This is a genomic window from Devosia geojensis (genome assembly GCF_000969415.1).
Taxonomy (GTDB): Bacteria; Pseudomonadota; Alphaproteobacteria; order Rhizobiales; family Devosiaceae; genus Devosia; species Devosia geojensis.
Genome location: NZ_JZEX01000139.1, coordinates 1 through 21,448 on the forward strand (window position 1 = coordinate 1; position 21,448 = coordinate 21,448).

The 21,448-nt window shown below is 65.8% G+C and carries 20 protein-coding genes; 9 read left to right on the forward strand and 11 right to left on the reverse strand.

The window, feature by feature from the left end; translation table 11 throughout:
• Positions 1-76 precede the first annotated feature (76 nt).
• The 6 genes from VE25_RS16655 to aptA all read right to left on the reverse strand — a co-directional run bounded on the left by VE25_RS16655 (position 77) and on the right by aptA (position 6,936).
• Entirely contained in the window at positions 77-865 is a 789-nt protein-coding gene (locus VE25_RS16655; RefSeq protein ID WP_046109784.1) for an ABC transporter ATP-binding protein, read from the reverse strand.
• 179 nt (positions 866-1,044) lie between these two features.
• Positions 1,045-2,496: a dihydropyrimidinase gene (gene hydA / locus VE25_RS16660; RefSeq protein WP_046109785.1), complete on the reverse strand. Its 1,452-nt coding sequence runs from the start codon at positions 2,494-2,496 to the stop codon at positions 1,045-1,047.
• 108 nt (positions 2,497-2,604) lie between these two features.
• The gene (locus VE25_RS16665; RefSeq protein ID WP_046109786.1) at positions 2,605-2,802 is read right to left on the reverse strand and encodes a hypothetical protein; all 198 of its coding nucleotides are present in this window, start codon (positions 2,800-2,802) and stop codon (positions 2,605-2,607) included.
• Positions 2,803-2,851: 49 nt separating this feature from the next.
• On the reverse strand, positions 2,852-4,102 hold the full coding sequence (locus VE25_RS16670) for a Zn-dependent hydrolase (protein ID WP_046109787.1): 1,251 nt from the start codon (positions 4,100-4,102) through the stop codon (positions 2,852-2,854).
• Positions 4,103-4,117: 15 nt separating this feature from the next.
• Complete coding sequence (locus tag VE25_RS16675; protein WP_046109800.1) at positions 4,118-5,614, reverse strand: CoA-acylating methylmalonate-semialdehyde dehydrogenase; 1,497 nt, start codon at positions 5,612-5,614, stop codon at positions 4,118-4,120.
• Positions 5,614-6,936 carry an omega-aminotransferase AptA gene (gene aptA, locus VE25_RS16680; protein ID WP_046109788.1) on the reverse strand — a complete coding sequence of 441 codons (1,323 nt, stop codon included), beginning with the start codon at positions 6,934-6,936 and terminating at the stop codon, positions 5,614-5,616. The genes VE25_RS16675 and aptA overlap by 1 nt, the downstream gene beginning before the upstream one ends.
• 221 nt (positions 6,937-7,157) lie before the next feature.
• Here aptA and VE25_RS16685 point away from each other — a divergent pair, with 221 nt between their 5' ends.
• Complete coding sequence (locus VE25_RS16685; RefSeq protein WP_083989014.1) at positions 7,158-7,856, forward strand: TetR family transcriptional regulator C-terminal domain-containing protein; 699 nt, start codon at positions 7,158-7,160, stop codon at positions 7,854-7,856.
• Positions 7,857-8,119: 263 nt separating this feature from the next.
• Here VE25_RS16685 and VE25_RS16690 read toward each other — a convergent pair whose 3' ends face one another.
• Together VE25_RS16690 and VE25_RS16695 are read right to left on the reverse strand one after the other, a co-directional pair.
• Positions 8,120-8,497 carry a DoxX family protein gene (locus VE25_RS16690; RefSeq protein ID WP_046109789.1) on the reverse strand — a complete coding sequence of 126 codons (378 nt, stop codon included), beginning with the start codon at positions 8,495-8,497 and terminating at the stop codon, positions 8,120-8,122.
• 404 nt (positions 8,498-8,901) lie between these two features.
• Positions 8,902-9,609: a glutathione S-transferase gene (locus tag VE25_RS16695; protein WP_046109790.1), complete on the reverse strand. Its 708-nt coding sequence runs from the start codon at positions 9,607-9,609 to the stop codon at positions 8,902-8,904.
• Positions 9,610-9,702: 93 nt separating this feature from the next.
• Between VE25_RS16695 and VE25_RS16700 the strand changes: the two genes are divergently transcribed.
• Positions 9,703-10,302 carry a dihydrofolate reductase family protein gene (locus VE25_RS16700; protein WP_046109791.1) on the forward strand — a complete coding sequence of 200 codons (600 nt, stop codon included), beginning with the start codon at positions 9,703-9,705 and terminating at the stop codon, positions 10,300-10,302.
• 162 nt (positions 10,303-10,464) lie between these two features.
• On the opposite strand, the gene preA is transcribed toward VE25_RS16700, so the two are convergent.
• Together preA and VE25_RS16710 are read right to left on the reverse strand one after the other, a co-directional pair.
• Positions 10,465-11,784, reverse strand: coding sequence for an NAD-dependent dihydropyrimidine dehydrogenase subunit PreA (gene preA, locus VE25_RS16705; RefSeq protein ID WP_046109792.1), 1,320 nt, complete (start codon positions 11,782-11,784; stop codon positions 10,465-10,467).
• Between the two features lie 234 nt (positions 11,785-12,018).
• The gene (locus VE25_RS16710) at positions 12,019-13,365 is read right to left on the reverse strand and encodes an NAD(P)-dependent oxidoreductase (protein ID WP_046109793.1); all 1,347 of its coding nucleotides are present in this window, start codon (positions 13,363-13,365) and stop codon (positions 12,019-12,021) included.
• A 447-nt stretch (positions 13,366-13,812) separates the two neighbouring features.
• Between VE25_RS16710 and VE25_RS16715 the strand changes: the two genes are divergently transcribed.
• Positions 13,813-14,169 carry a septal ring lytic transglycosylase RlpA family protein gene (locus VE25_RS16715; RefSeq protein WP_046109794.1) on the forward strand — a complete coding sequence of 119 codons (357 nt, stop codon included), beginning with the start codon at positions 13,813-13,815 and terminating at the stop codon, positions 14,167-14,169.
• A 147-nt stretch (positions 14,170-14,316) separates the two neighbouring features.
• Here the strand turns inward: VE25_RS16715 and VE25_RS16720 are convergent, their stop codons facing one another.
• A complete protein-coding gene (locus tag VE25_RS16720; RefSeq protein ID WP_046109795.1) occupies positions 14,317-16,452 on the reverse strand; it encodes a TonB-dependent hemoglobin/transferrin/lactoferrin family receptor in 2,136 nt (711 codons plus the stop codon).
• Between the two features lie 240 nt (positions 16,453-16,692).
• Here VE25_RS16720 and hemP point away from each other — a divergent pair, with 240 nt between their 5' ends.
• From hemP to VE25_RS16750, 6 genes are all read left to right on the forward strand, one after another.
• Entirely contained in the window at positions 16,693-16,839 is a 147-nt protein-coding gene (hemP, locus tag VE25_RS22440) for a hemin uptake protein HemP (RefSeq protein WP_152664655.1), read from the forward strand.
• Between the two features lie 65 nt (positions 16,840-16,904).
• A complete protein-coding gene (locus VE25_RS16730) occupies positions 16,905-17,894 on the forward strand; it encodes a hemin-degrading factor (RefSeq protein WP_083989013.1) in 990 nt (329 codons plus the stop codon).
• Positions 17,895-17,904: 10 nt separating this feature from the next.
• Positions 17,905-18,762 carry a heme/hemin ABC transporter substrate-binding protein gene (locus VE25_RS16735; RefSeq protein ID WP_046109796.1) on the forward strand — a complete coding sequence of 286 codons (858 nt, stop codon included), beginning with the start codon at positions 17,905-17,907 and terminating at the stop codon, positions 18,760-18,762.
• 222 nt (positions 18,763-18,984) lie between these two features.
• Positions 18,985-20,085: a FecCD family ABC transporter permease gene (locus tag VE25_RS16740; protein WP_046109797.1), complete on the forward strand. Its 1,101-nt coding sequence runs from the start codon at positions 18,985-18,987 to the stop codon at positions 20,083-20,085.
• Positions 20,086-20,090: 5 nt separating this feature from the next.
• Positions 20,091-20,909 (forward strand): heme ABC transporter ATP-binding protein, encoded by an 819-nt coding sequence (locus VE25_RS16745; protein WP_046109798.1) that lies wholly within the window; start codon positions 20,091-20,093, stop codon positions 20,907-20,909.
• Positions 20,909-21,346: a hypothetical protein gene (locus VE25_RS16750; protein WP_046109799.1), complete on the forward strand. Its 438-nt coding sequence runs from the start codon at positions 20,909-20,911 to the stop codon at positions 21,344-21,346. Before VE25_RS16745 ends, VE25_RS16750 begins: the two co-directional genes overlap by 1 nt.
• Positions 21,347-21,448: the final 102 nt, after the last annotated feature.

Here is a 21,448-nt window from a genome sequence, read left to right on the forward strand (position 1 = left end):
TCGGGGGCTCGGAGATGTGTACAAGAGGCCCCCTCAAGGGGGAGGGGAGCCAGTGCACCCAGCGACACCCCCGCCATCACCCCACCTCCTCATAGGAGTGCCCGGCGCGCAGCCCCTCGCGCACCCGCGCGGCAATGGCCAGGAACTCCGGCGTCTCGCGGATGTCGAGCGGCCGCTCGGCCGGCAGGGTCGACTCAATGATGTCGGTCACCCGCCCCGGCCGCGGACTCATCACCACGATCTTGGTCGAGAGGTAGACCGCCTCGGGAATGGAGTGGGTGACGAAGCAGATGGTCTTGCCCGTGCCCTTCCAGAGCTTCAGGAGCTCGGAATTGAGATGGTCGCGCACGATCTCGTCGAGGGCGCCGAAGGGCTCGTCCATCAGTAAGAGGTCCGCATCGAACGCCAGCGCCCGCGCGATCGAGGCACGCTGCTGCATGCCGCCCGAAAGCTGCCAGGGGTAGCGCTTCTCGAAGCCGGAGAGGTTGACGAGCTCGAGGGTGCGCGCGATCCGCGCCTTCTGCTCGGCCTGCGGATAGCCCATGATCTCCAATGGCAGCGCCACGTTCTTCTCGATGGTGCGCCAGGGATAGAGCGCCGGCGCCTGGAAGACGTAGCCATAGGCCCGGTCCTTGCGAGCGTTCTCGGGCGTCTGGCCGTTGACGGTAATGGTGCCCGAGGACGGCTTTTCGAGATCGGCAATGGTCCGCAGGAACGTCGTCTTGCCGCAGCCGGACGGCCCGATGAAGGAGACGAACTCGCCCTTGCCTATGTCGAGAGTGACATCGGAGAGCGCCGTCACTGGTCCATCGTTGGTCGCGAAGGTCAGGCTGAGATTGGAAGCGGAAATCCCAGGAGAGATCATGCGAAGGCCCCCTCACCCGCCGCTGCGCGGCGACCTCTCCCCCCAGGGAGAGGTGAAGAGCGCCTCGAGCGAGGCCGGATCACCTCTCCCTTTGGGGGAGAGAGCCTGCCCCGGACCTGATCCGGGGTCGGCGGCAAAGCCGCCGGATGAGGGGGCCTTCTCGAACTCCATTCCGACCATCACACCCCCGTCGCCGGAATGCCCGTGCGCTCGACCTTGCGCGGGGCGGTGATTTCCTTCCATTGGCTCAGCGCCCGGTTGACCGGGTTCCTGGGCTCGCGGGCGATGAACTTGCCGTGGCCGGGCTCGGTCCGCACCTCGTCCTCGACGATCGACACCTTGCCGCGCGAGAGGACGAACCGCGGCAGACCCGTCACTTCGATCCCCTCGAAGACGTTGTAATCGATGACCGACTGCTGCCGATCGGCTGAAATCGTCTTTGTCCGCTTCGGGTCCCACACCACGATGTCGGCATCGCCGCCGAGCGCGATGGCGCCCTTGCGCGGATACATGTTGAGGATCTTGGCGATGTTGGTGGAGGTCACCGCCACGAACTCGTTCATGGTCAAGCGCCCGGTATTGACCCCCTTCGTCCACAGCACCGGCATGCGGTCCTCGAGCCCGCCGGTGCCGTTGGGGATCTTGGCGAAGTTGCCGATGCCGAACCGCTTCTGCTGCGTCGTGAACGCGCAGTGGTCGGTGGCGACGACCTGCAGCGAGCCCGACTGCAGCCCGGCCCAGAGCGAATCCTGATGCAGCTTGTTGCGGAAAGGCGGCGACATCACCCGGCGGGCCGCATAGTCCCAATCCGGGTTGAAGTATTCGCTCTCGTCGAGCACGAGGTGCTGGATCAGCGGCTCGCCATAGACGCGCATGCCCTTGGCCCGTGCCCGACGGATCGCCTCGTGCGCCTGCTCGCAGCTGGTGTGCACCACATAGAGCGGCACGCCCGCCATGTCGGCGATCATGATCGCGCGGTTGGTCGCCTCGCCCTCGACTTCCGGGGGGCGGCTATAGGCGTGCGCCTCCGGGCCGTTGTTGCCGGCATCCAGCAGCTTCTGCGTCATCTGCGCGACGACGTCGCCGTTCTCGGCATGGACGAGCGGCAGGGCGCCGAGCTCGGCGCAGCGCTGGAAGGACGAGAACATCTCGTCGTCGTCGACCATCAGCGCGCCCTTATAGGCCATGAAGTGCTTGAACGAGGTGATGCCGCGGTCGACCACCTCGGCCATCTCCTTCCACACCTCTTCGCCCCACCAGGTGATCGCCATATGGAAGGAGAAGTCACACGAGGCCTTGCCCGTCTTGTTGTCCCACATGGAGAGCGCTTCGAGGAGACTCTGGTTGGGATTGGGCAGGCAGAAATCGACGACCATGGTCGTGCCGCCGGCAAGCGCGGCGCGCGTGCCGCTCTCGAAATCGTCGGACGAATAGGTGCCCATGAACGGCATTTCGAGATGCGTATGCGGATCGATGCCGCCGGGCATGACGTAGCACCCGGAGGCATCCAGCACCTCGTCGCCATCGAGATGCCTGCCGATCTCGACGATCTTGCCGTGGGCGATCTTCACATCGCCCTCATAGGTCATGTCGGCGGTAACGATCGTGCCGTTTTTGATGACCGTGGTCATGGTTCCGGTCCTCCATTCGCAATCGACGCGGAAGCAAGAACGCGCTCGACCACTCCCTCATCAGAGGAGTGGCGCGTTCCGTTACACAGGCAGAGGAAAATCGGCCGTTCAGGCTTCGACCAGATCGAGGCGCTTCTCGATGCGCGCGACACGCTCATCCATGCGGTCGATGCGCACCGAGAGGCTCGCATATTGCTGCTCGAGAATGCCGAGGCGGCTCTTGATTTCGCGCAGGTCTTCGGACTGCCGATCCAGCGTTGCGCGGATGGCACGCAAATGTTCGAGAATGATGTTCTCGGTCGACATGATCCCGCGTTCCGCGCGTAAACCTCGATTGAATATAGACGCGCAACCCTCACGGCACAATCTCCGCCGTCTCCGCCACCGCGTGCAGCAGCACGTCGGCGCCGGCTGCCGCCCATTCCTTGGAGATCTCCTCGGCCTCGTTGTGGCTGAGGCCGTCGACACAGGGGCACATGACCATGGTGGCGGGCGCGACCTTGGCTGCCCAGCAGGCGTCGTGGCCGGCGCCGGAGACGATGTCCATGTGCGTATAGCCGAGGCCCTCGGCGGCCTTGCGCACGCGCTCGACCAGTGTCGGGTCGAACGTCACCGGATCGAAGTGCCCCACCGCCTCGACCGAGCAGTCGACGCCGAGCGCACCGGCGATCTGCTTGGCCTCGGCTTCAATGCGGGCGCGCATGCCGTCGAGTTTCATCTGGTCGGGCGAGCGCAGGTCGACGGTGGAGACGACCGTCCCCGGCAGGACATTACGCGAATTGGGGGAGAACTTGACCTGGCCGACGCCGGCGACGGCGCCCGGCTGGTTCTCCATGGCGACGGTCTGCACCATCTCCATGATGCGCGCCATGGCGAGCCCGGCGTTGACGCGCATCAGCATCGGCGTCGAGCCGGTATGCGCCTCCTTGCCGGTCAGCGTGAATTCCAGCCACCAGAGGCCCTGGCAGTGGGTGACGACGCCGATCTGCTTGCCCGCGGCCTCGAGGATCGGCCCCTGCTCGATGTGGTATTCGAAATAGGCGTGCATCTTGCGCGCGCCGACCTCCTCGTCGCCCACCCAGCCGATGCGCTCGAGCTCCTCGCCGAAGGTCTTGCCGTCGAGGTCCTTGCGGGCATAGGCGTAGTCAAGGGTATGGACGCCAGCGAAGACGCCCGAAGCGAGCATCGCCGGCGCGAAGCGTGCGCCCTCTTCGTTGGTCCAGTTGGTGACGACGATCGGATGCTTCGTCCTAATGCCGAGGTCGTTGAGCGTACGCGCGAGCTCGAGGCCGGAAAGCACGCCCAGCACCCCGTCATATTTGCCGCCGGTCGGCTGCGTATCGAGGTGGCTGCCGACATAGACCGGAAGGGCTTGCGGGTCCGTTCCCGCCCGCGTCATGAACATCGTGCCCATGCGGTCGACGCCCATGGAGAGCCCAGCGTCCTCGCACCAGCGCCTAAAGAGCGCGCGGCCTTCCCCATCGGCATCGGTCAGCGTCTGCCGGTTATTGCCCCCGGCAATACCTGGGCCGATCCTGGCCATCTGCATCAGACTGTCCCAGAGGCGGTCGCCGTTGATGCGAAGGTTTTCTCCCGGGGCAGTCATCCATGGGTCTCCAGACTATTTAAGGCTCGGGAACGTGAACTGCGCTCCCTCCTTGATGCCGGCGGGCCAGCGGGTCGTCACGGTCTTCAAGCGCGTATAGAATTGCACGCCCTCGGGGCCGTAGATCGAATGGTCGCCGAAGAGCGAGCGCTTCCAGCCGCCGAAGGAGTGGTAGGCGACGGGCACCGGGATCGGCACGTTGATGCCGACCATTCCCACCTCGATCTTGTCGGCGAACTCGCGCGCCGCGTCCCCGTCGCGGGTGAAGATCGCCGTGCCGTTAGCGTATTCGTGGCCGTGGATGAGGTCGACCACGTCCGTGTAGTCGCGCGCCCGCACAACCGAGAGCACGGGGCCGAAGATCTCGTCGCGGTAGATGGCCATGTCGCGCGTCACGCGATCAAAGAGCGTCCCGCCGACGAAGAAGCCGTCCTCGTAACCCTGGAGCGAAAAGCCGCGCCCGTCGACGACGAGTTCGGCGCCTTCCTCGACACCCTTGTCGATGTAGCCGAGAATCTTGTCGCGGTGCTGCCGGGTCACCACCGGCCCCATCTGCGCGTCCCCATCGGTCGCCGGGCCGATCTTGAGTTTTTCCACCCGCGGCTTCAGCTTCTCGATCAGTGCGTCCGCCGTCTGATCGCCCACCGGCACGGCGACCGAGATTGCCATGCAGCGCTCGCCGGCCGAGCCATAGCCGGCGCCCATCAGGGCATCCGCCGCTTGGTCGAGGTCGGCGTCGGGCAGGATCACCATGTGGTTCTTGGCCCCGCCCAGCGCCTGCACGCGCTTTCCCGCTTTCGTGCCGCGCTGGTAGACGTACTCGGCGATCGGCGTCGAGCCGACAAAGCTCACCGCCTTGATGTCGGGGTGGTCGAGGATGCCATCGACCATCTCCTTGTCGCCATGGACGACGTTGAGCACCCCCTCGGGCAGGCCCGCTTCCATGAAGAGGGTCCAGGCGAGCATTGAGGCGGACGGGTCACGCTCGGAGGGCTTCAGGATGAACGTGTTGCCGCAGGCGATGGCGAGCGGATACATCCACATCGGCACCATGGCCGGGAAGTTGAACGGCGTGATACCGGCAACGACGCCGAGCGGCTGCCGGTCGGAATAGGAGTCGATGTTCGGCCCCACATTCCGGCTGAACTCGCCCTTCAAGAGCTGCGGGATGCCGCAGGCGAAATCGACGCAGTCGATGCCGCGGGCAACTTCGCCCAGCGCATCGTCGTGCACCTTGCCGTGTTCCTTGGAAATCTCGCGGGCGAGATCGTCGGCATGCGCGTCGAGCAGCTGCTTGAAGCGGAACATGATACGTGCCCGCTTCATCGGCGGCGTGTTGGCCCAGCCGGGCAGCGCTTTCTTTGCCGCAGCAACAGCGGCGTTCAGCTCGTCGAGCGTCGAGAGCGGCAGTTCGGCCGTCTGCTCGCCGGTCGCCGGGTTAAACACGGGGCTGCGACGGCTGGAGGAGGAAACGTAGCGCTTGCCGCCGACGGCGTTCTCTATGATCTGCATCATTCGACCTCCCTCAGCACCTTGCGGATGCCGTCCACCAGCTCGTCGATGTGGTGTTTCTCGACGATCAGCGGCGGCGAGAGGGCGATGATATCGCCGGTGGTGCGGATGAGGTACCCCGACTCGTAGGCTTTGACGAATGCCGAGAAGGCCCGCTTGGTCGGCGCTCCGGCGATCGGCTCGAGCTCGATGGCCCCGACGAGACCGATGTTCCTGACGTCGATGACGTGCGGCTCGCCCTTCAAGGAATGCAGCGCATCCTGCCAGTAGAGCCCGAGCTCGGCGCCGCGCGTCAAAAGCCCCTCTTCCTTATAGGTTTCGAGGGTCGCGATGCCGGCCGCCGACGCGATCGGATTGCCCGAATAGGTGTAGCCGTGGAAGAACTCGATGAGGTGATCGGGCCCCGTCATGAACGCATCGTGGATTTGCGCCGAGACCAGCACCGCGCCCATGGGAATGACGCCGTTGGTCAGGCCCTTGGCGGTCACCATGATGTCGGGAACGATGCCGAAATAGTCGGCGGCGAACGGCGTGCCGAGGCGTCCGTACCCGGTGATCACCTCGTCAAATATCAGCAAAATTCCGTGCTTTTTCGTGATATCGCGCAGCTTTTGCAGGTAACCTTTTGGCGGGATGAGCACACCCGTCGAGCCGGCCACCGGCTCGACGATCACCGCCGCGATGGTCGAGGGGTCGTGGAGGGTGACGATGCGCTCGAGCTCGTCGGCAAGTTCGGCGCCGTGCTCGGGCTCGCCCTTACTGAAGGCGTTCGTGGCGAGGTTGTGGGTGTGCGGCAGGTGGTCGACGCCGGTGAGGAGCGTGCCGAACATCTTGCGGTTGGAGACGATCCCGCCGACCGAGATGCCGCCGAAATTGACCCCGTGATAGCCGCGCTCGCGCCCGATGAGGCGGAAGCGGCTGCCCTCGCCCTTTACCCGGTGGTAGGCGAGCGCGACCTTCAGGGCCGTCTCGACCGATTCCGAGCCGGAATTGGTGAAGAGCACGTGGTCGAGCCCATCGGGGGCGAGGTCGACGAGGCGGTTGGCGAGCTCGAAGGCCTTGGGGTGGCCCATCTGGAAGGCGGGTGCATAATCGAGCTCGGCGGCTTGCCGCTGGATCGCTTCGGTGATCTTCGGGCGGCAGTGGCCGGCGTTGACGCACCAGAGGCCGGCGGTGCCGTCGAGCACCTGGCGACCGTCGGCGGTCGTATAATGCATGTCCCTGGCGGCCACGAACATGCGCGGGGATTTCTTGAACTGCCGATTGGCGGTAAAGGGCATCCAGAACGCGGAAAGATCGTTCGGAACCACGTGTGCAACCATCTCGGGACACCCCAGCAAGATTATTTGTTGATTTGTTGATTTGTTTATTCAGGTTTATTGGCTCTTGACGCGGGAACGTGTTACCAAGAATTTTGACCAGTTGGAAAAATGTTAGCACTCCCATTGTTTCCCGCAAGGCGAAAATGGCGTCGATCAAGGTGAAAAACGACGGGCCGGCAAGCCCACGCAAACGCGCGGCCAACGGGGCCGGAGCCGCCTCCATGAAAGCCAAGCCCGCCGCGGGCGAAGCAGACAAGCCGCCGGCAAAGCCCAAGGCGCGGACGACGGGCAAAGGCCGGCCGCTGACGCGCATCCAGCGCGAAAAGCAGGACATCATCCTGGAAGCGGCGCTCGATGTCTTCTCGGTCTACGGCTTTCGCGGCTCGACCATCGACCAGATCGCCGAGGTGGCGGGCATGAGCAAGCCGAACCTGCTCTATTATTTTCCGAGGAAGGAGGACATCCACCGGCGCCTCATCTCCGAACTCCTCGTCACCTGGCTCGAGCCGTTGCGCGACATCGACGCCGACGGCGACCCGATCCCCGAGATCCGCTCCTATATCCGCCGTAAGATCGAGATGGCGCGCGATTTCCCCCGCGAGAGCCGGCTCTTTGCCAACGAGATGCTGCAGGGCGCCCCGCACATCATCGACATGATCGAGGTGGACCTCAAGAACCTCGTCGACGAGAAGGCCAAGGTGCTGGAGGGCTGGATGGATACGGGCAAGATCGCCCGCACCGATCCCTATCACCTGATCTTCTCGATCTGGGCGACGACCCAGCACTATGCCGACTTCGACGTGCAGGTGCGGGCCGTCCTCGGCCGTGACCGCGGCGGGGAAGGCCGCTTCGAGGACGCGGCGCGCTACCTCGAGCAGCTCTTCATGACGGGTGTGCTGATGCCCAAGAAACGGGCGTGAGGGGGTAGAAGACTCTCCCCGTATCCCAAGCCTTTCGGACTATCCGGCGCTGTTGCGGGGAATTGGGGTGTCACACAAAACCGCCCCACCCCGGTGTCATTCCGGCGAAGGCCGGAATCCATCCTGAAATGCATCGGCGGCCGCAAGGTGTATGAACGAGCGGAAACGTGCCTCCGCTCTTTACGTGCCTGCGGATGCGTTCAGGGCTGGATCCCGACTTTCGCCGGATGACAGCGGTGGGTGGAACGGCCAAGTGCGCAGTTCTAAAGCGACGCGGCCAGCAGCCCCAGAAGTCCGCCGGTCAGCATGACGTTGCCGAGGAAGGCCTGCAGGTGCTGGCCCCTCGCCTCGCCCTCGAACGCCCAGAAGTTGTGGAAGAGGAACGTCGCGAGGACAACGAAGAGGACAAGGCCGGCCGCTCCTAGGGCGGGCCACAAGCCCACGACCAGCATCAGCCCGCAGACGATCTGCAGACCGACGCCAACGCGCAGCGACAGCCATGGGAACGGCATGGCGCTGCCGGCCATCATCGGATCGAGCGCGCCGAAGGCGCGGGTGTTGCGCAGCCCGATGATGACGAAGGCGCCGCCCACCAGCAGGCGGGCGACGATGAGGAGGATTGCGGCGACGTCGGTCGGCATGGAAGGCTCCGTTTTGCTTGTTGCAAGTCCATCGCACCTATGACGAGCGAGCTGCCGCGATTTCGACAGACGGGCTCAGGCGGCCCGCCCGCTCGATCCCTCCCCATAGGGGCGGATTGTGCTTGTGGCGCCATCCCCCCACCCACCGGCTGTCATCCCGGCGAAAGCCGGGACCCAGTACACGCTGGCCTGGCGGCTTTCGCACCGCGCTATTCCACCCACGGTCATTCCCCGCGAAAGCGGGAACCTTTGTTGTTCCTGCAAAACGGTGATCCCCGCATTCGCGGGATGACCCGGTGAAGGTACTGGTTGGAGCGCAAGTCGCACCCGCGCCGTGTACTGGGTCCCGGCTTTCGCCGGGATGACAGCCAGTGGATGGGAAGAACAGTGCAGCGTTCCTTCCCTTACGCATCCAGCTCCGGGTAATGCCGGAATATCCCGTACTGGCTGAACGGCAGGCGCCTCGGACTGGCAAGGTAGGCCGCGATGCGCGGGCGGTTGCGCACCGCATCCCAGACGGCCATCACCCGGGCGAACTCGTTGCGCCTGGCGTGCATCAGGCGCGGAAAGGCGTAATTGAGGCCGTCGACGAGCTGGAAGAGCGAGAGATCGACATAGGTCAGCCGGTCGCCGACCAGATGCCCTTCGCTCTGCGGGTTGCCGGCCAGAATGCCCTCGAACCAGCCAAGAAATTTCGGCACGCGCTCCTCGCGGAACTCCCTCGCCCGGCGCTTGGCCTCCGGCTTCTGGTCCTCGTAATAGCTGCCGACGCCGATGGGGTGGTGGACGTCATGGATCTCGGCAACGAAATCGGTCACCGTCAGCTGGATCTGGTGCGTCCACGTTCGCAGCCGCTCATCCTGCGGCGCCAGGCCCAGCGGCCGGCCGAGATAGTGCAGGATCAGCGCCGTCTGCCCGACGACGACGTCGCCGTCGCGCAGGATCGGCGGGGCGAACGAGGGCGTTCTCGGATCCTTCAGCACCTCGAAAATCACCCGGTCGCCGGCCTCGCGGGCCATGTCGACATAGTCGGCATCCGCCTCCTCGAGCGCCAGCCGGACGAACTCGCCGCGCCCCTGGATACCGGTCCAATAGAAAAGCTCGTAGGCCATGGCGGGAGAATGCCGGGCGTCGGCCAAATGTTCCGGCTTGACCCTAGCCGCCGAATAATTTAAGAACTTACTTAAGTAATATAGAGGAGACCGATGACCCTGGTGGCAGCCCATATGTCCATCTCGCTCGACGGCTTCGGCACGGGGGCCAACCAGAGCCTCGAAAAGCCGTTCGGCGAGGGCGAGGCGGAGAACATGCATCGCTGGATGTTCGAGGACGAGGAGAACAACAAGGCCGAGAGGGACGCCGTCGTCAGCTACGGCGCCTACATCATGGGCCGCAACATGTTCACGGCCGGGCGCGGCGAATGGGACCTCGACTGGAAAGGCTGGTGGGGACCCAATCCGCCCTACCACGCACCGGTCTTCGTCCTCACCCATTACGCACGCGCGCCGATCGAGATGGAGGGCGGGACCGTCTTCCATTTCGTCACCGAAGGTCCCGAGACGGCGCTGGAGCGCGCCAAGGCCGCGACGAACAATGGTCGCGTCGGCATCGCCGGCGGGGTCAAGACGCTGCGCCAATACCTCAACGCCGGCGCCGTCGACGAATTGCACCTGCAGGTCGCGCCGGTGCTGGTCCATCGGGGCGAGCGGCTCTGGGACGGACTCACCGCCCGGCTCGAACCCACCGGCGCCCGCTACACGCGATTCGCGACGCACCTCGATTTCAAGGTGCGTACGACGGGGTAGGATCAGACACCGCCATTCCCCTCACCCTATCCCCCTCCCCAGAGGGGCGAGGGGACCCTGTGGTGGCGCACGATATAAGCCCGAACCGCGTTCACCTCCCCTCCGGGGAGAGGTCGGCGCGAAGCGCCGGGTGAGGGGCCTCCGGCAGAGCAATTCGAGTACCTATTCGGCCGGCTCCGCGGCTTTGGCCATCGGGTTGTTCGGGTGCGTCGTCCAGTTGGCGTAGTCGGCGGAGACCACCCTGCCGGTGCGTTCATCGACCAATCCCGGCGCGACCGGAACCATGGTGATGCAGTCGTCCACCGGGCAGACGTTGACGCAGAGATTGCAGCCGACGCACTCGTCGTCCATCACCTCGAAGAAGCGCTTGCCGTCCTTCTCCTTCCTAATCGCCTGGTGCGAGGTGTCCTCGCAGGCGATGTGGCAGCGGCCGCACTTGATGCAGAGGTCCTGGTCGATGCGGGCTTTGGTCACGTAGTTGAGGTTGAGGTACTGCCAGTCGGTGACGTTGCGCACGGCGCGGCCGACGAAATCGTCGACGCCGGCGTAACCCTTCTCGTCCATCCAGTTGGAAAGGCCGGTCGCCATCTCCTCGACGATCTTGAAGCCGTAGGTCATGGCGGCGGTGCACACCTGCACCGTGCCGGAGCCCAAGGCCATGAATTCGGCCGCGTCCCGCCAGGTGGTGATGCCCCCGATCCCCGAGATCGGCAGGCCGAAGGTTTCCGGATCGCGGGCGATCTCGGAAACCATCGACAAGGCGATGGGCTTGACCGCCGGGCCGCAATAACCCCCATGGGTGCCCTTGCCGTCGATCGAGGGCTCGGGCGCGAAGGTGTCGAGGTTGACCGCGGTGATCGAGTTGATGGTGTTGATGAGCGAAACCGCGTCGGTGCCGCCGGCCTTGGCGGCGCGGGCGGGCTTCCTGATGTCGGTGATGTTGGGGGTCAGCTTGGTGATGACCGGCATGCGGGTGTACTGCTTGCACCACCTGACGACCATCTCGACATATTCAGGCACCTGGCCGACGGCCGAGCCCATGCCGCGCTCGCTCATGCCGTGCGGGCAGCCGAAATTCAGTTCGATACCGTCGGCGCCGGTTTCCTCGACCAGCGGCAGGATCGCCTTCCAGCTCTCCTCCTCGCACGGCACCATGATCGAGACGACGAGGGCCCGGTCGGGCCACTTCATCTTGACTTCCTTGATCTCCCTAAGGTTCTGCTGCAGCGCCCGGTCGGTGATGAGTTCGATGTTGTTGAGGCCGAGGAGCCGCCGGTCGGCGCCCCAGATGGCGCCGTAGCGGGGCCCATTGACGTTGACGACCGGTGGCCCCTCCTCGCCCAGCGTCTTCCAGACCACCCCACCCCAGCCGGCCTTGAAGGCGCGCTCGACGTTGTAGGCCTTGTCGGTCGGCGGGGCCGAGGCCAGCCAGAACGGGTTGGGGGATTTGATGCCGACGAAGTGCGTGGTGAGGTCAGCCATTTTCCGAAAACCTCCCTGCTTGACCGGTTGGCGAGACAAAGGCCCCCTCACCCGCCGCTACGCGGCGACCTCTCCCCCAAGGGAGAGGTGAAGAGGGCATCGCGGCCTGAGAGCCGCTATCACCTCTCCCTTTGGGGGAGAGGTCGGCCCGAAGGGCCGGGTGAGGGGGCCTTTGCCGCATACGGATCGCAGGATGCTCACCCTGGCGAGGCCGCTCGGCTCCTGACCACGTCCTCATGACGCCGCCGCCAAAAACCGATGAATGCTCTCGGCCGCGTCGCGCCCTTGCGCTACAGCCGTCACCGTCAGGTCGTCGCCGCCGACGATGCAGTCGCCACCCGCCCAGATGCCCTCGCGCGACGTGCGCCCCTGCCCATCCGTTTCGATCCGGCCGCCGACGAGGGCAAGGCCTTCGGCCGAGCGCGGCTCGAAGGTCTGGCCGATGGCCTTGAACACCTGGTCGCAGGGGATGGTCATGGTGTGGCCGAGGCCGGTCAGCCGCCCGTCGACGAGCTGCATGTATTCGAGCTCGAGCCCCACGACCTTGCCGCCTTGCGTCAGCACGCGCCTGGGCGAGAGCCAGTGGCGGATGGTGACGCCCTTGCTCGCCGCGAGATCCTGCTCGAACTGCGAGGCGTTCATCTCCTGCTTTCCGCGCCGGTAGCAGATGGTGAGGTCCTCGGCGCCGAGGAGCTTGGCCTGGACGGCCGCGTCGATGGCGGTCATGCCGCCGCCGATGACGACGACGCGCCGGCCGACGGCGACGTCGGACAGGTCGTCCGCCTGGCGCAGCTCGGCGATGAAATCGACCGCATCGCGCACGCCCTCGGCGTCCTCGCCCTCGGCCTTCAGAGCATTGACGCCGCCAAGGCCGATACCGAGGAAGACCGCGTCGTACCTTGCCCGGAGGTCGTCGAGCGAGAAACTCTCGCCCAGCCGCTGGCCGAGCTCGATGGCGATGCCGCCGATGGCAGTGACGTAATCGACCTCGGCCCTAGCGAAGCCGTCGACGGTCTTGTAGCTGGCGATGCCGTATTCGTTGAGGCCGCCGGCTTTGGGCCGGGCATCATAGACGACGACCTCGTGTCCCTTGACCGCGAGCCGGTGGGCGCAGGCGAGGCCCGCCGGGCCGGCACCGACGACGGCGATGCGTTTGCCCGTCGGTTCGGCGCGGGTGAAGAACTGCCGGCCCGCCTCCATGGCGATATCGGTGGCATAGCGCTGCAGCTGGCCGATCTTGACCGGCTTGCCTTCCGCCTCCTCGCGCACGCACGCTTCCTCGCAGAGCGTTTCGGTGGGGCAGACACGCGCGCACATGCCGCCAAGGATGTTCTGGGAGAAGATCGTCTCTGCCGCGCCCATCGGGTTATCGGTCGCGATCTGGCGGATGAACATCGGGATGTCGATCGAGGTCGGGCACGCGTTCATGCACGGCGCGTCGTAGCAGAAATAGCAGCGGTCGGCCTCGACCAGCGCCTCGTGGCGCGCGAGCGGCGGATGGAGGTCGGCGAAATTGGCTGCGTACTGGGTCGGCTCGAGCCTTCCGGGCGCGATCCCATCCTTGAAAGCACTTCCTGCCATCGTGCTTGCCTGCTGCTGTGTTCCCCTGAGGAAAGAGGCTAGCGCAGGTCGGATTTTTTATCAATTGGTCAAATTATGACCCGAGGCACTGCCGCGCCTCCGCCACAATCACGCCGCCCGCCCGGCAAACTTTTGTGGGAACCTTAACAGGTTGCCTGATTGCGGGGCTTTCGGGCTTTTCTGTTGCACTGAGGCAACAGAAGGAATGAGGTTTTCGGGATTCCGCCGCCGCGGTCCCAAGTTGCGGAAGAATCGATAGGCAAAGAGAATTATTTCCCTCGAATGTGGCGAGTCCCGCTCCCTTTCGCCATAAACATCGCCCCAATTTTCGTGGCCGGCGCGCAACAATCCCGACTGCGACATGCGGGCGCCGTTGCTGCCCACATTGTCAACAAGAGGCCAATTTACGGCATGTTCATCATTAACAACTGATGAGCAGATCCAACATTGACCAAACGACTTCTCGTTGCCGCCGCCACCGCCGCGGCGGTTTTCGTGTCCGGCACAATCGCGGCGCAGGCCCAATGTGGCGGCGCCTCCTGGTACGGCCCGGGGTTCAACGGCAAGCGCGCCGCCTCGGGTGAAATCTTCAACGAAAACGCGATGACCGCGGCCCACAAGAGCCTGCCCTTCGGCACCAAGCTTCGGGTCGTCGACCAGCGCAACGGCAACGCCATCGTGGTCACCATCAACGACCGCGGACCGTTCGTCCACGGGCGCATCATCGACCTGTCCAAGGCAGCGGCCACCCAGCTGGGCTTCCGCAACCGCGGCACCACGTCGGTCTGCATCGAGCAGATCTAGCGCCTCCTCTGCTCCCCAATCCTTTGAGGGGAGCGCAGCAGCCGCTCCGTCATCTGAACGACAATGGAAAACGGAGAGGCCGGGCAATATCTTGCCCGGCCTCTCTGCCCAAGAGGAACCCGAAGGTCCCTCTCCCCTCGGTAGCTCTCAGTAGTCGAACTGCTTGGCCAGCGTCAGCTTGAACGTGCGGCCCTTGGCCGGATCGTTCTGCAGGTATTCCTTATACTGGGTATCGAAGACGTTATCGATGCCGAAGGCGACGGTGGTGCCTTCCAGCGGCCCCGTTTCGGGCTTCCAGTTCACGAACACGTCGTGGACGTTGAAGGCGGCCGCCTGTCGCCCGCTGGTCGCCGAGTCATTGACGTCCGCATCGTCCTGCGGATCGGCGACGAAGCGGGCCCGCCAGCCGAAGGACACCCCGTAGTCCGGCACCTTGCCGCCGAGCGTCAGGGCGAGCTCGTGCGGAGCCACGGTGTCGAGGTACTCGCCGGTCTCGGTGTTCTTGCCGATGATGTGGGTATAGGCGGCGGTGGCGAAGACGTAATCGCTGTCATAGGCGAGCTCGACCTCGGCCCCGTAGATCTCGGCCTCGTTGAGGTTGACGTATTGCTGCGTCATACCGCGGGCAAGGCAGGTCGCCGCGCTCGAGCACTGGCGGTAGATCAGGTCGGAGATATCGTTGTAGAAGCCGGTGGTCTTCAGCTGCAGGCTGTCGCCGCCCTGGAAGAGGTCGTAGCCCGAGACCGAGAAGCCCGCTTCATAGTTGGTCGACAGCTCCTTCTCGAGGCCGAAGCTCGGGAACGGGGCGGAATAGACCTCGTCGAGCGAAGGCAGGCGCTGGGTATGGGCGATGGAGGCGAAGACGCCGAACTCGTCGGTCAGCTTGTAGTGCAGCGCGAGCTTGGGCGAGAAGGCGACGTCATCGACCTCCTGGTTGAGCCCGATCGACTCGGCCGGCTCCAGCCAGCGCCAGTCGGCGCGCACGCCGGGGATGAGCGTCAGCTTCTCGTCGAAGACGAATTCGTTCTGGACGAACGCGCCGATCTTGGTGTCGGTCCCTTCCGGATGGTGCTCGAAGATCCGTGGGTTGCCGAAGAAGTCGGTGTATTCGGCCGTGCGCGTTTGGCGGGCGAACTGGATGCCGTAGGTGAGATAATTGTCCCAGTTCTCGCCGTGCCACTCGCTGGTGTTCTCGGCGTTGAGCTGCCATGTCTGGTAGCCGTACTCGGTGTCGCAGAAGATGTTGGACGACAGGCACGGCGGGACCGGCACGCCCGGAATGCCCGTGGCGTTGGTCTGCTCGACGGTCGTATCCGAGAACGAGGCCGAGAGCTTCACATTGAGCCAGTCGTTGCCCGAGAACGGGTTCTCATAGGAGATGATCGCCGTGCGGTCGATCACATGCCGGTCGACCGTGCCGAAGGTGGCCATGGTGCCGACCTGGGCATAGTCCTGGTCGTCGGCGTCCGAATCCCATTGCTGGTAGGAGATGCGCACCGCCCCCTCGTCATCGAGCCGCGCGGTGACCTTGGCGAGACCGGAAAGCGCCTCGAAGCTCGAGCTCGAGACTGTCGAGCCGTCGCCGGTCTCGTAGTCGTCCGAGCGGCGCCAGTTGCCGGCCAGCAGCACATCGAGGTTGTCGGTGAGGCGGTGGGCAAGGATCCCCGAGGCGAGCGTGCCCGCGCCGTTGGAATTGTAGCTGCCCTTGACCCGCACCGCGCCCGTCATGCCGTCGGCGATGAAATCCTCGGCGTCCTTGGTCACGAAGTTGATGACGCCGCCGAGAGCGCCTGATCCGTAAAGGGTGGAGGACGCGGGGCCGCGCAACACTTCCACCTGCTTATAGAGCTCGGGATCCGAGAAGAACCCGCCCATGCGGTACTGCTCGTAGTGCTTGGTGGCGCCGTCGACGTTGACGATGATGCGCCCTTCCTGGTTGGAGGCCTCCGGCGCACCGATGCCGCGGATATTGAAGGTCTGACCCGTCACACGCTCCGATCCCGAGACGGAAACGCCCGGAATCGCTTCGAGCACCTCGCCCACGGTCGTCGCCTGCTGGGCGTCGATGTCGTCCTGACTGACGACGGTCACCGCCTGCGGCGTGTCGATGGCGACCTTGGGCGCCCCCGCGCCGATCACCAGGCGTTCGAGCAGCGTCACGTTGCGCGCGTTGACGTTGTCGGTATTGACGTTGGTCGATTGTGCCGCAGCCCCCTGCAGCCCGACCATTCCGATCGCCACGCTGCCCATCAGCAGCGCGGCGGTCCTGGCCACCAGCCCCATTGAATTCTCCTGATCTCGTTTGTTGGCGGTGCTGGCTTGCGACTGCTGGCTGGCACGGATTTGAGGTCAAAGAAACATGACTCTCCAAATCACCTATTGCGCCTTCTAATTAACGTGATTATGAGAGTCAACAAATGATATGCGCACCCTCCGGGGACGCATACCGTTCACAACCCCATGACGGGCAGAGCTTTTTTGACCGACGACAAGGGCGCCGACGCTCCCCGCGGCGCGCACGACATGACTACTGGAAGCGACGGCGAGACGCCGCGCGAAATCGACAGCGCCGGCCTCTTCGACGGGCGCAGCGAGATCATCATCGTCCACAAAGGGGGCCGCTACCGCCTGCGGATCACCCGGCAGGACAAACTCATCCTCAACAAATAGGGCCCCAGATCGTGACGAGAAAAACTCCCGCCGAAATCCGCAGCCTGCGCGAAAAGCACCCCGAGATGCGCGAGCGCGATTTCGCCCGCATCCACGGCATCTCCGAGGCCGAGCTCGTCGCCGCCCATATCGGCCACGGCGTCACCCGTCTCGAGCCGAACGTCGAGCTCCTGCTCAACGGCCTGGCCGCCGTCGGCGAGGTGATGGCGCTGACCCGCAACGAGAGCGCCGTGCACGAGAAGATCGGCCCCTACGAGAAGGTCGTCTTCGGCCCCAATGCCTCGATGGTGCTCGGGGCGCAGATCGACCTGCGCATCTTCCCGTCCAAATGGGCCTTCGGCTTTGCCGTCGAGAAGGCGGGCGAGGAGGGGCAGGTGCGCCGCTCACTGCAGTTCTTCGACCGTCAGGGCCACGCCGTCCACAAGGTGCACGCGCGCGCTGCCACCAACCTCGAGGCTTGGGCGGTGCTGGTGACGAACCTCACCGCACAGAACCAGTCGCCCGAGCTCGACATCCGCCCGGCCGCCAAGCCCGAGCGCGGCACGCCGGCGTCCGCCGCGGAGCTGCGCGAGCGCTGGAGCCGGATGACCGACACGCACCAGTTCTTCGGTATGCTCAAGGACCTCAACCTCGACCGGCTCGAGGCCCTGCGCATGGCCGGCGAGGACTATGCCTGGCCGCTCGACAAGGGCGCCGTGCCGGCGCTGTTCTCGGCGGCCGCGGGCTCCGACCTGCCGATCATGGTGTTCGTCGGCAATGGCGGCTGCATCCAGATCCATTCCGGCCCGATCCACGAGACCAAGGAGCTGGGCCCGTGGCTCAACGTGATGGACGAGACCTTCCACCTGCACCTGCGGCTCGACCAGATCGCCGAGGTCTGGGCGGTGAGGAAGCCCACCAAGGACGGGCATGTCTCGTCCGTCGAGGTCTATGGCGAGGACGGCAACCTCATCATCCAGTTCTTCGGCAAGCGCAAGGAAGGCGTCGACGAGCGCAGCGAATGGCGCAGCATCGTCGAGGCGTTGCCGGTGCTGCCGCGCGACCGCGCCGCGTGAGGAGCCATCGATGAAGCCCTTCCGCATCCTCCTCGCCGCCGCCCTCGTCGGCCTTTCGCTTCCGGCCGCGGCGCTGGAACCTTTTTCCGATACCTCCCGGCTCGTCTCGATCGGCGGCTCGCTGACCGAGATCATCTATGCGCTGGGCGAAGAGGCTAAGCTCGTCGCCCGCGACCAGACCGCCGTCTATCCGCCTGAGGCGCTGGAGCTGCCGGACGTCGGCTACATGCGCGCCCTCGCGCCCGAGGGCGTGCTTTCGGTCAGCCCCACCGCCCTCCTCGTCATCGAGGGCAGCGGGCCGCCCGAGGCGCTGGAGGTCCTCTCGCACGCCGGGGTCGAATACCAGACCGTGCCCGAGAGCTTCTCGCACGAGGGAGTGGTCGCCAAGATCCGCGCCGTCGGGGAGGCGCTGGGCGTGCCCGACAAGGCCGAGGCGCTCGCCACCGAGATCGACGCGGCGCTCGCCGCGGCCGAGGAGAAGACCGCCGGGCTCGAGCAACGCAAGCGCGTCCTCTTCATCCTTTCGATGCAGGGCGGCAAGGTCAACGCCTCGGGCACCGGCACGGCCGCCAACGGCATCATCGAGCTCGCCGGCGCGGTCAACGCGATCCAGGACTATGAAGGCTACAAGCAGCTGACCGAAGAGGCGGTCATCGCCGCGGCGCCCGACGTCATCCTGATGATGGACCGGGGCGGCGACCATGCCGCGAGCGAAGCGGAGATGCTCTCGCACCCGGCGATCTCGCTGACGCCGGCGGCGCAGAACCACGCCTTCATCCGGATGGACGGGGCGTACCTCTTGGGCTTCGGCCCGCGCACCGCAGAGGCGGTCACCGACCTCGTCGAAGCGCTCTATCCGGAACTCTAGAGACGGAGGCCCAGCCCGAAATGTTCGATCCTGTTTTCTTCGGAGTTGACAACCGGGCACCGACCCTCCCCCTCCGCCGGGTCATCCCCGCGAAAGCGGGGACCTCCGTTTCCCCTACCGGTCTTGCGAACAGAGGTTCCCGCTTTCGCGGGAATGACCCGGTGCAGGGGATCGCGCCGGAGCTGATCACGACCTCGTCACACCCGGCAAGGGGAGGCAACGATGACCCAAGCTAGCCTCTCGCACGCCGCCGATCCGGCGCCCACGCGCATGGCCGGCGACCGCTCGGGGATCGGGCAGACCGCCGTCGTCGTCCTTTCCGGGCTCCTCCTCGCCGTCATGGTCCTGTCCATGACGACCGGGGCCTCGGGCGCTTCGGCCTGGCCGGTCATCGCGCATGCGCTCGGCCTTGCGCCCCTCGAAGGCGCGGATGCGCTGCGCGACCAGGTGGTGATCCTCAACATCCGCCTGCCGCGCATGATCCTCGGCACGCTGATCGGGGCGGCGCTTGCCGTTTCCGGCCTCGTCATGCAGGGGCTCTTTCGCAATCCGCTGGCCGACCCGGGGCTCGTCGGCGTCTCCTCGGGCGCCGGGCTCGGCGCGGTCGGCATCATCGTCGTCGGTACGACCGTCCTTGCGCCGGTGACCGCCTTCCTCGGCATCTATGCCCTGCAGATCGCCTCGTTCGCGGGCGGGCTCGTCACCACCTTCATCCTCTACCGCGTGGCGACGCGCAGCGGGCAGACGGCCATCGCCACCATGCTCCTCGCCGGCATCGCCATCGGCGCCCTCTGCGGCGCCGTCACCGGCGTCCTCGTCTACATGGCCGACGACAACCAGCTGCGCGACCTCACCTTCTGGGGCCTCGGCTCGCTCTCGGGCGCCAACTGGACCAAGGTGCTGGCCTCAGGCCCCATCATCTTAGCCGCTCTCGTCGGCTCTTCGTTCCTGTCGCGCGGCCTCAATGCCATGACGCTCGGCGAAGCGACGGCGGCGCACCTCGGCATCTCGGTGCAGCCGTTCAAGCGCTGGGCGATCGTCCTCGTTGCCGGCGCCACGGGCGCGTCCGTCGCCGTCAGCGGCGGCATCGGGTTCGTCGGCATCGTCGTGCCGCACGTGCTGCGTCTCGTCATCGGGCCGGACCACCGCTACCTCATCCCCGCCTCGGCGCTGCTGGGCGCCGCGTTCCTCCTCGCCGCCGACGCCGTCAGCCGCACCATCGTCGCTCCGGCCGAGCTGCCGATCGGCATCGTCACAGCGTTCGTGGGCGGTCCGTTCTTCCTCTGGATCCTGCTGCGCCGCCGCGGCGGGCTCGCTTGGTGAGCTTAATGATCGAAGCGAACGGCATCTGTGTTTCCATCGGCGGGCGCGCCATCCTCGAGGGGGTCGATTTCATCGCCCGTCCGGGCGAGACCGCCGTCATCGTCGGTCCCAACGGCTCGGGCAAGACGACGCTGCTGAAGACACTTTGCGGCGACTATGCCTATTCGGGGATCATCCGGCTCGGCGGGCGCGACCTCAAGGCCCTGACACCGCCGCAGGCGGCAAGCCTGCGCGCGGTCCTGCCGCAGTCGACGACGCTCTCCTTCCCCTTCACCGTGCGCGAGGTGGTTGCGCTGGGCCTCACCGCCGGTCGCCCGGGCGTGCCGCCCGGCCACTATCGGCGTTTGCCCGAGGAAGCGCTGATGCGCGTCGACCTTGCCGACTTCGCCGGCCGGTTCTACGGCGAGCTCTCGGGCGGCGAGCAGCAGCGCGTGCAGCTGGCGCGCGTCCTCTGCCAGGTCTGGGCGCCGGTGCTCGAGGGCACCCCGCGCTTCCTTTTCCTCGATGAGCCGGTCTCGAGCCTCGACGTCAAGCACCAGCTTCTGATCATGGACGTCGCACGGCGGTTCGCGCAGGCCGGCGGCGGCGTCATCGCCATCCTGCACGACCTCAACCTCGCGGCGATGTACGCCGACAGCCTCTATGCGCTCAAGAACGGCCGGGTCGCCGCCCACGGCCGGCCCGCGCAAGTGCTGACCGACGCCCTGGTCGAGACGGTCTTCGACTGTCCGCTGCGCGTCGGCGTCGTTCCGGCCCCGGATATCCCCTATGTCCTGCCGCAATCGCGCGCGGCGGACGAGACGCCCAAGACAAAGGTAGCCTGATGACTTTCCGCTTCGCCCCCGCCCTTGCCGTGCTGCTGCTGGCGCTGCCCGCCTCCGCACAGGAAACCGCACCCGCCGCCATCCCGGACCCGAGCCTTGCGCTCGAGCTCAACGCCCTGCAGCAGGGCGAGAGCGGCTGCCGGGTGACGTTCCTTGCCACCAACGGGCTCGGCGCGCCGCTCGAGCGCGCCGCCGTCGAGGTGGCGCTCTTTGATGCTTCGGGGGCCATCGACCGCATCGTCAATCTCGATTTCAAGGCGCTCGCCGAGGACAAGACCAAGGTACTGCAGTTCGAGCTCTCCGGACTCGACTGCGCCAATCTCGGGCGCGTACTCGTCAACGACATCCCGGCCTGCGAGGGCGCCGGCCTCGAACCTGGCGCTTGCCTTGCGGGCCTCACCACCTCGGCGCGGCCCGATATCGAGTTCGGGGTTTAGGACGATGGCCAGCGACCGCGCCCTTGGCCAGTGCATCGGCTCGACGGCCCCCCTCCCCCTTGAGGGGAGGGGTATACACCTCTGGCGCTTCCGCCGGGCGAA

Excerpts from the sequence above, each read along its gene's own strand:
- VE25_RS16655 (WP_046109784.1), bottom strand. The coding sequence starts at position 865 with ATGATCTCTCCTGGGATTTCCGCTTCCAATCTCAGCCTGACCTTCGCG.
- hydA (WP_046109785.1), bottom strand. The coding sequence starts at position 2,496 with ATGACCACGGTCATCAAAAACGGCACGATCGTTACCGCCGACATGACC.
- VE25_RS16665 (WP_046109786.1), bottom strand. The coding sequence starts at position 2,802 with ATGTCGACCGAGAACATCATTCTCGAACATTTGCGTGCCATCCGCGCA.
- VE25_RS16670 (WP_046109787.1), bottom strand. The coding sequence starts at position 4,102 with ATGACTGCCCCGGGAGAAAACCTTCGCATCAACGGCGACCGCCTCTGG.
- VE25_RS16675 (WP_046109800.1), bottom strand. The coding sequence starts at position 5,614 with ATGCAGATCATAGAGAACGCCGTCGGCGGCAAGCGCTACGTTTCCTCC.
- aptA (WP_046109788.1), bottom strand. The coding sequence starts at position 6,936 with ATGGTTGCACACGTGGTTCCGAACGATCTTTCCGCGTTCTGGATGCCC.
- VE25_RS16685 (WP_083989014.1), top strand. The coding sequence starts at position 7,158 with ATGAAAGCCAAGCCCGCCGCGGGCGAAGCAGACAAGCCGCCGGCAAAG.
- VE25_RS16690 (WP_046109789.1), bottom strand. The coding sequence starts at position 8,497 with ATGCCGACCGACGTCGCCGCAATCCTCCTCATCGTCGCCCGCCTGCTG.
- VE25_RS16695 (WP_046109790.1), bottom strand. The coding sequence starts at position 9,609 with ATGGCCTACGAGCTTTTCTATTGGACCGGTATCCAGGGGCGCGGCGAG.
- VE25_RS16700 (WP_046109791.1), top strand. The coding sequence starts at position 9,703 with ATGACCCTGGTGGCAGCCCATATGTCCATCTCGCTCGACGGCTTCGGC.
- preA (WP_046109792.1), bottom strand. The coding sequence starts at position 11,784 with ATGGCTGACCTCACCACGCACTTCGTCGGCATCAAATCCCCCAACCCG.
- VE25_RS16710 (WP_046109793.1), bottom strand. The coding sequence starts at position 13,365 with ATGGCAGGAAGTGCTTTCAAGGATGGGATCGCGCCCGGAAGGCTCGAG.
- VE25_RS16720 (WP_046109795.1), bottom strand. The coding sequence starts at position 16,452 with ATGGGGCTGGTGGCCAGGACCGCCGCGCTGCTGATGGGCAGCGTGGCG.
- hemP (WP_152664655.1), top strand. The coding sequence starts at position 16,693 with ATGACTACTGGAAGCGACGGCGAGACGCCGCGCGAAATCGACAGCGCC.
- VE25_RS16730 (WP_083989013.1), top strand. The coding sequence starts at position 16,905 with ATGCGCGAGCGCGATTTCGCCCGCATCCACGGCATCTCCGAGGCCGAG.
- VE25_RS16735 (WP_046109796.1), top strand. The coding sequence starts at position 17,905 with ATGAAGCCCTTCCGCATCCTCCTCGCCGCCGCCCTCGTCGGCCTTTCG.
- VE25_RS16740 (WP_046109797.1), top strand. The coding sequence starts at position 18,985 with ATGACCCAAGCTAGCCTCTCGCACGCCGCCGATCCGGCGCCCACGCGC.
- VE25_RS16745 (WP_046109798.1), top strand. The coding sequence starts at position 20,091 with ATGATCGAAGCGAACGGCATCTGTGTTTCCATCGGCGGGCGCGCCATC.
- VE25_RS16750 (WP_046109799.1), top strand. The coding sequence starts at position 20,909 with ATGACTTTCCGCTTCGCCCCCGCCCTTGCCGTGCTGCTGCTGGCGCTG.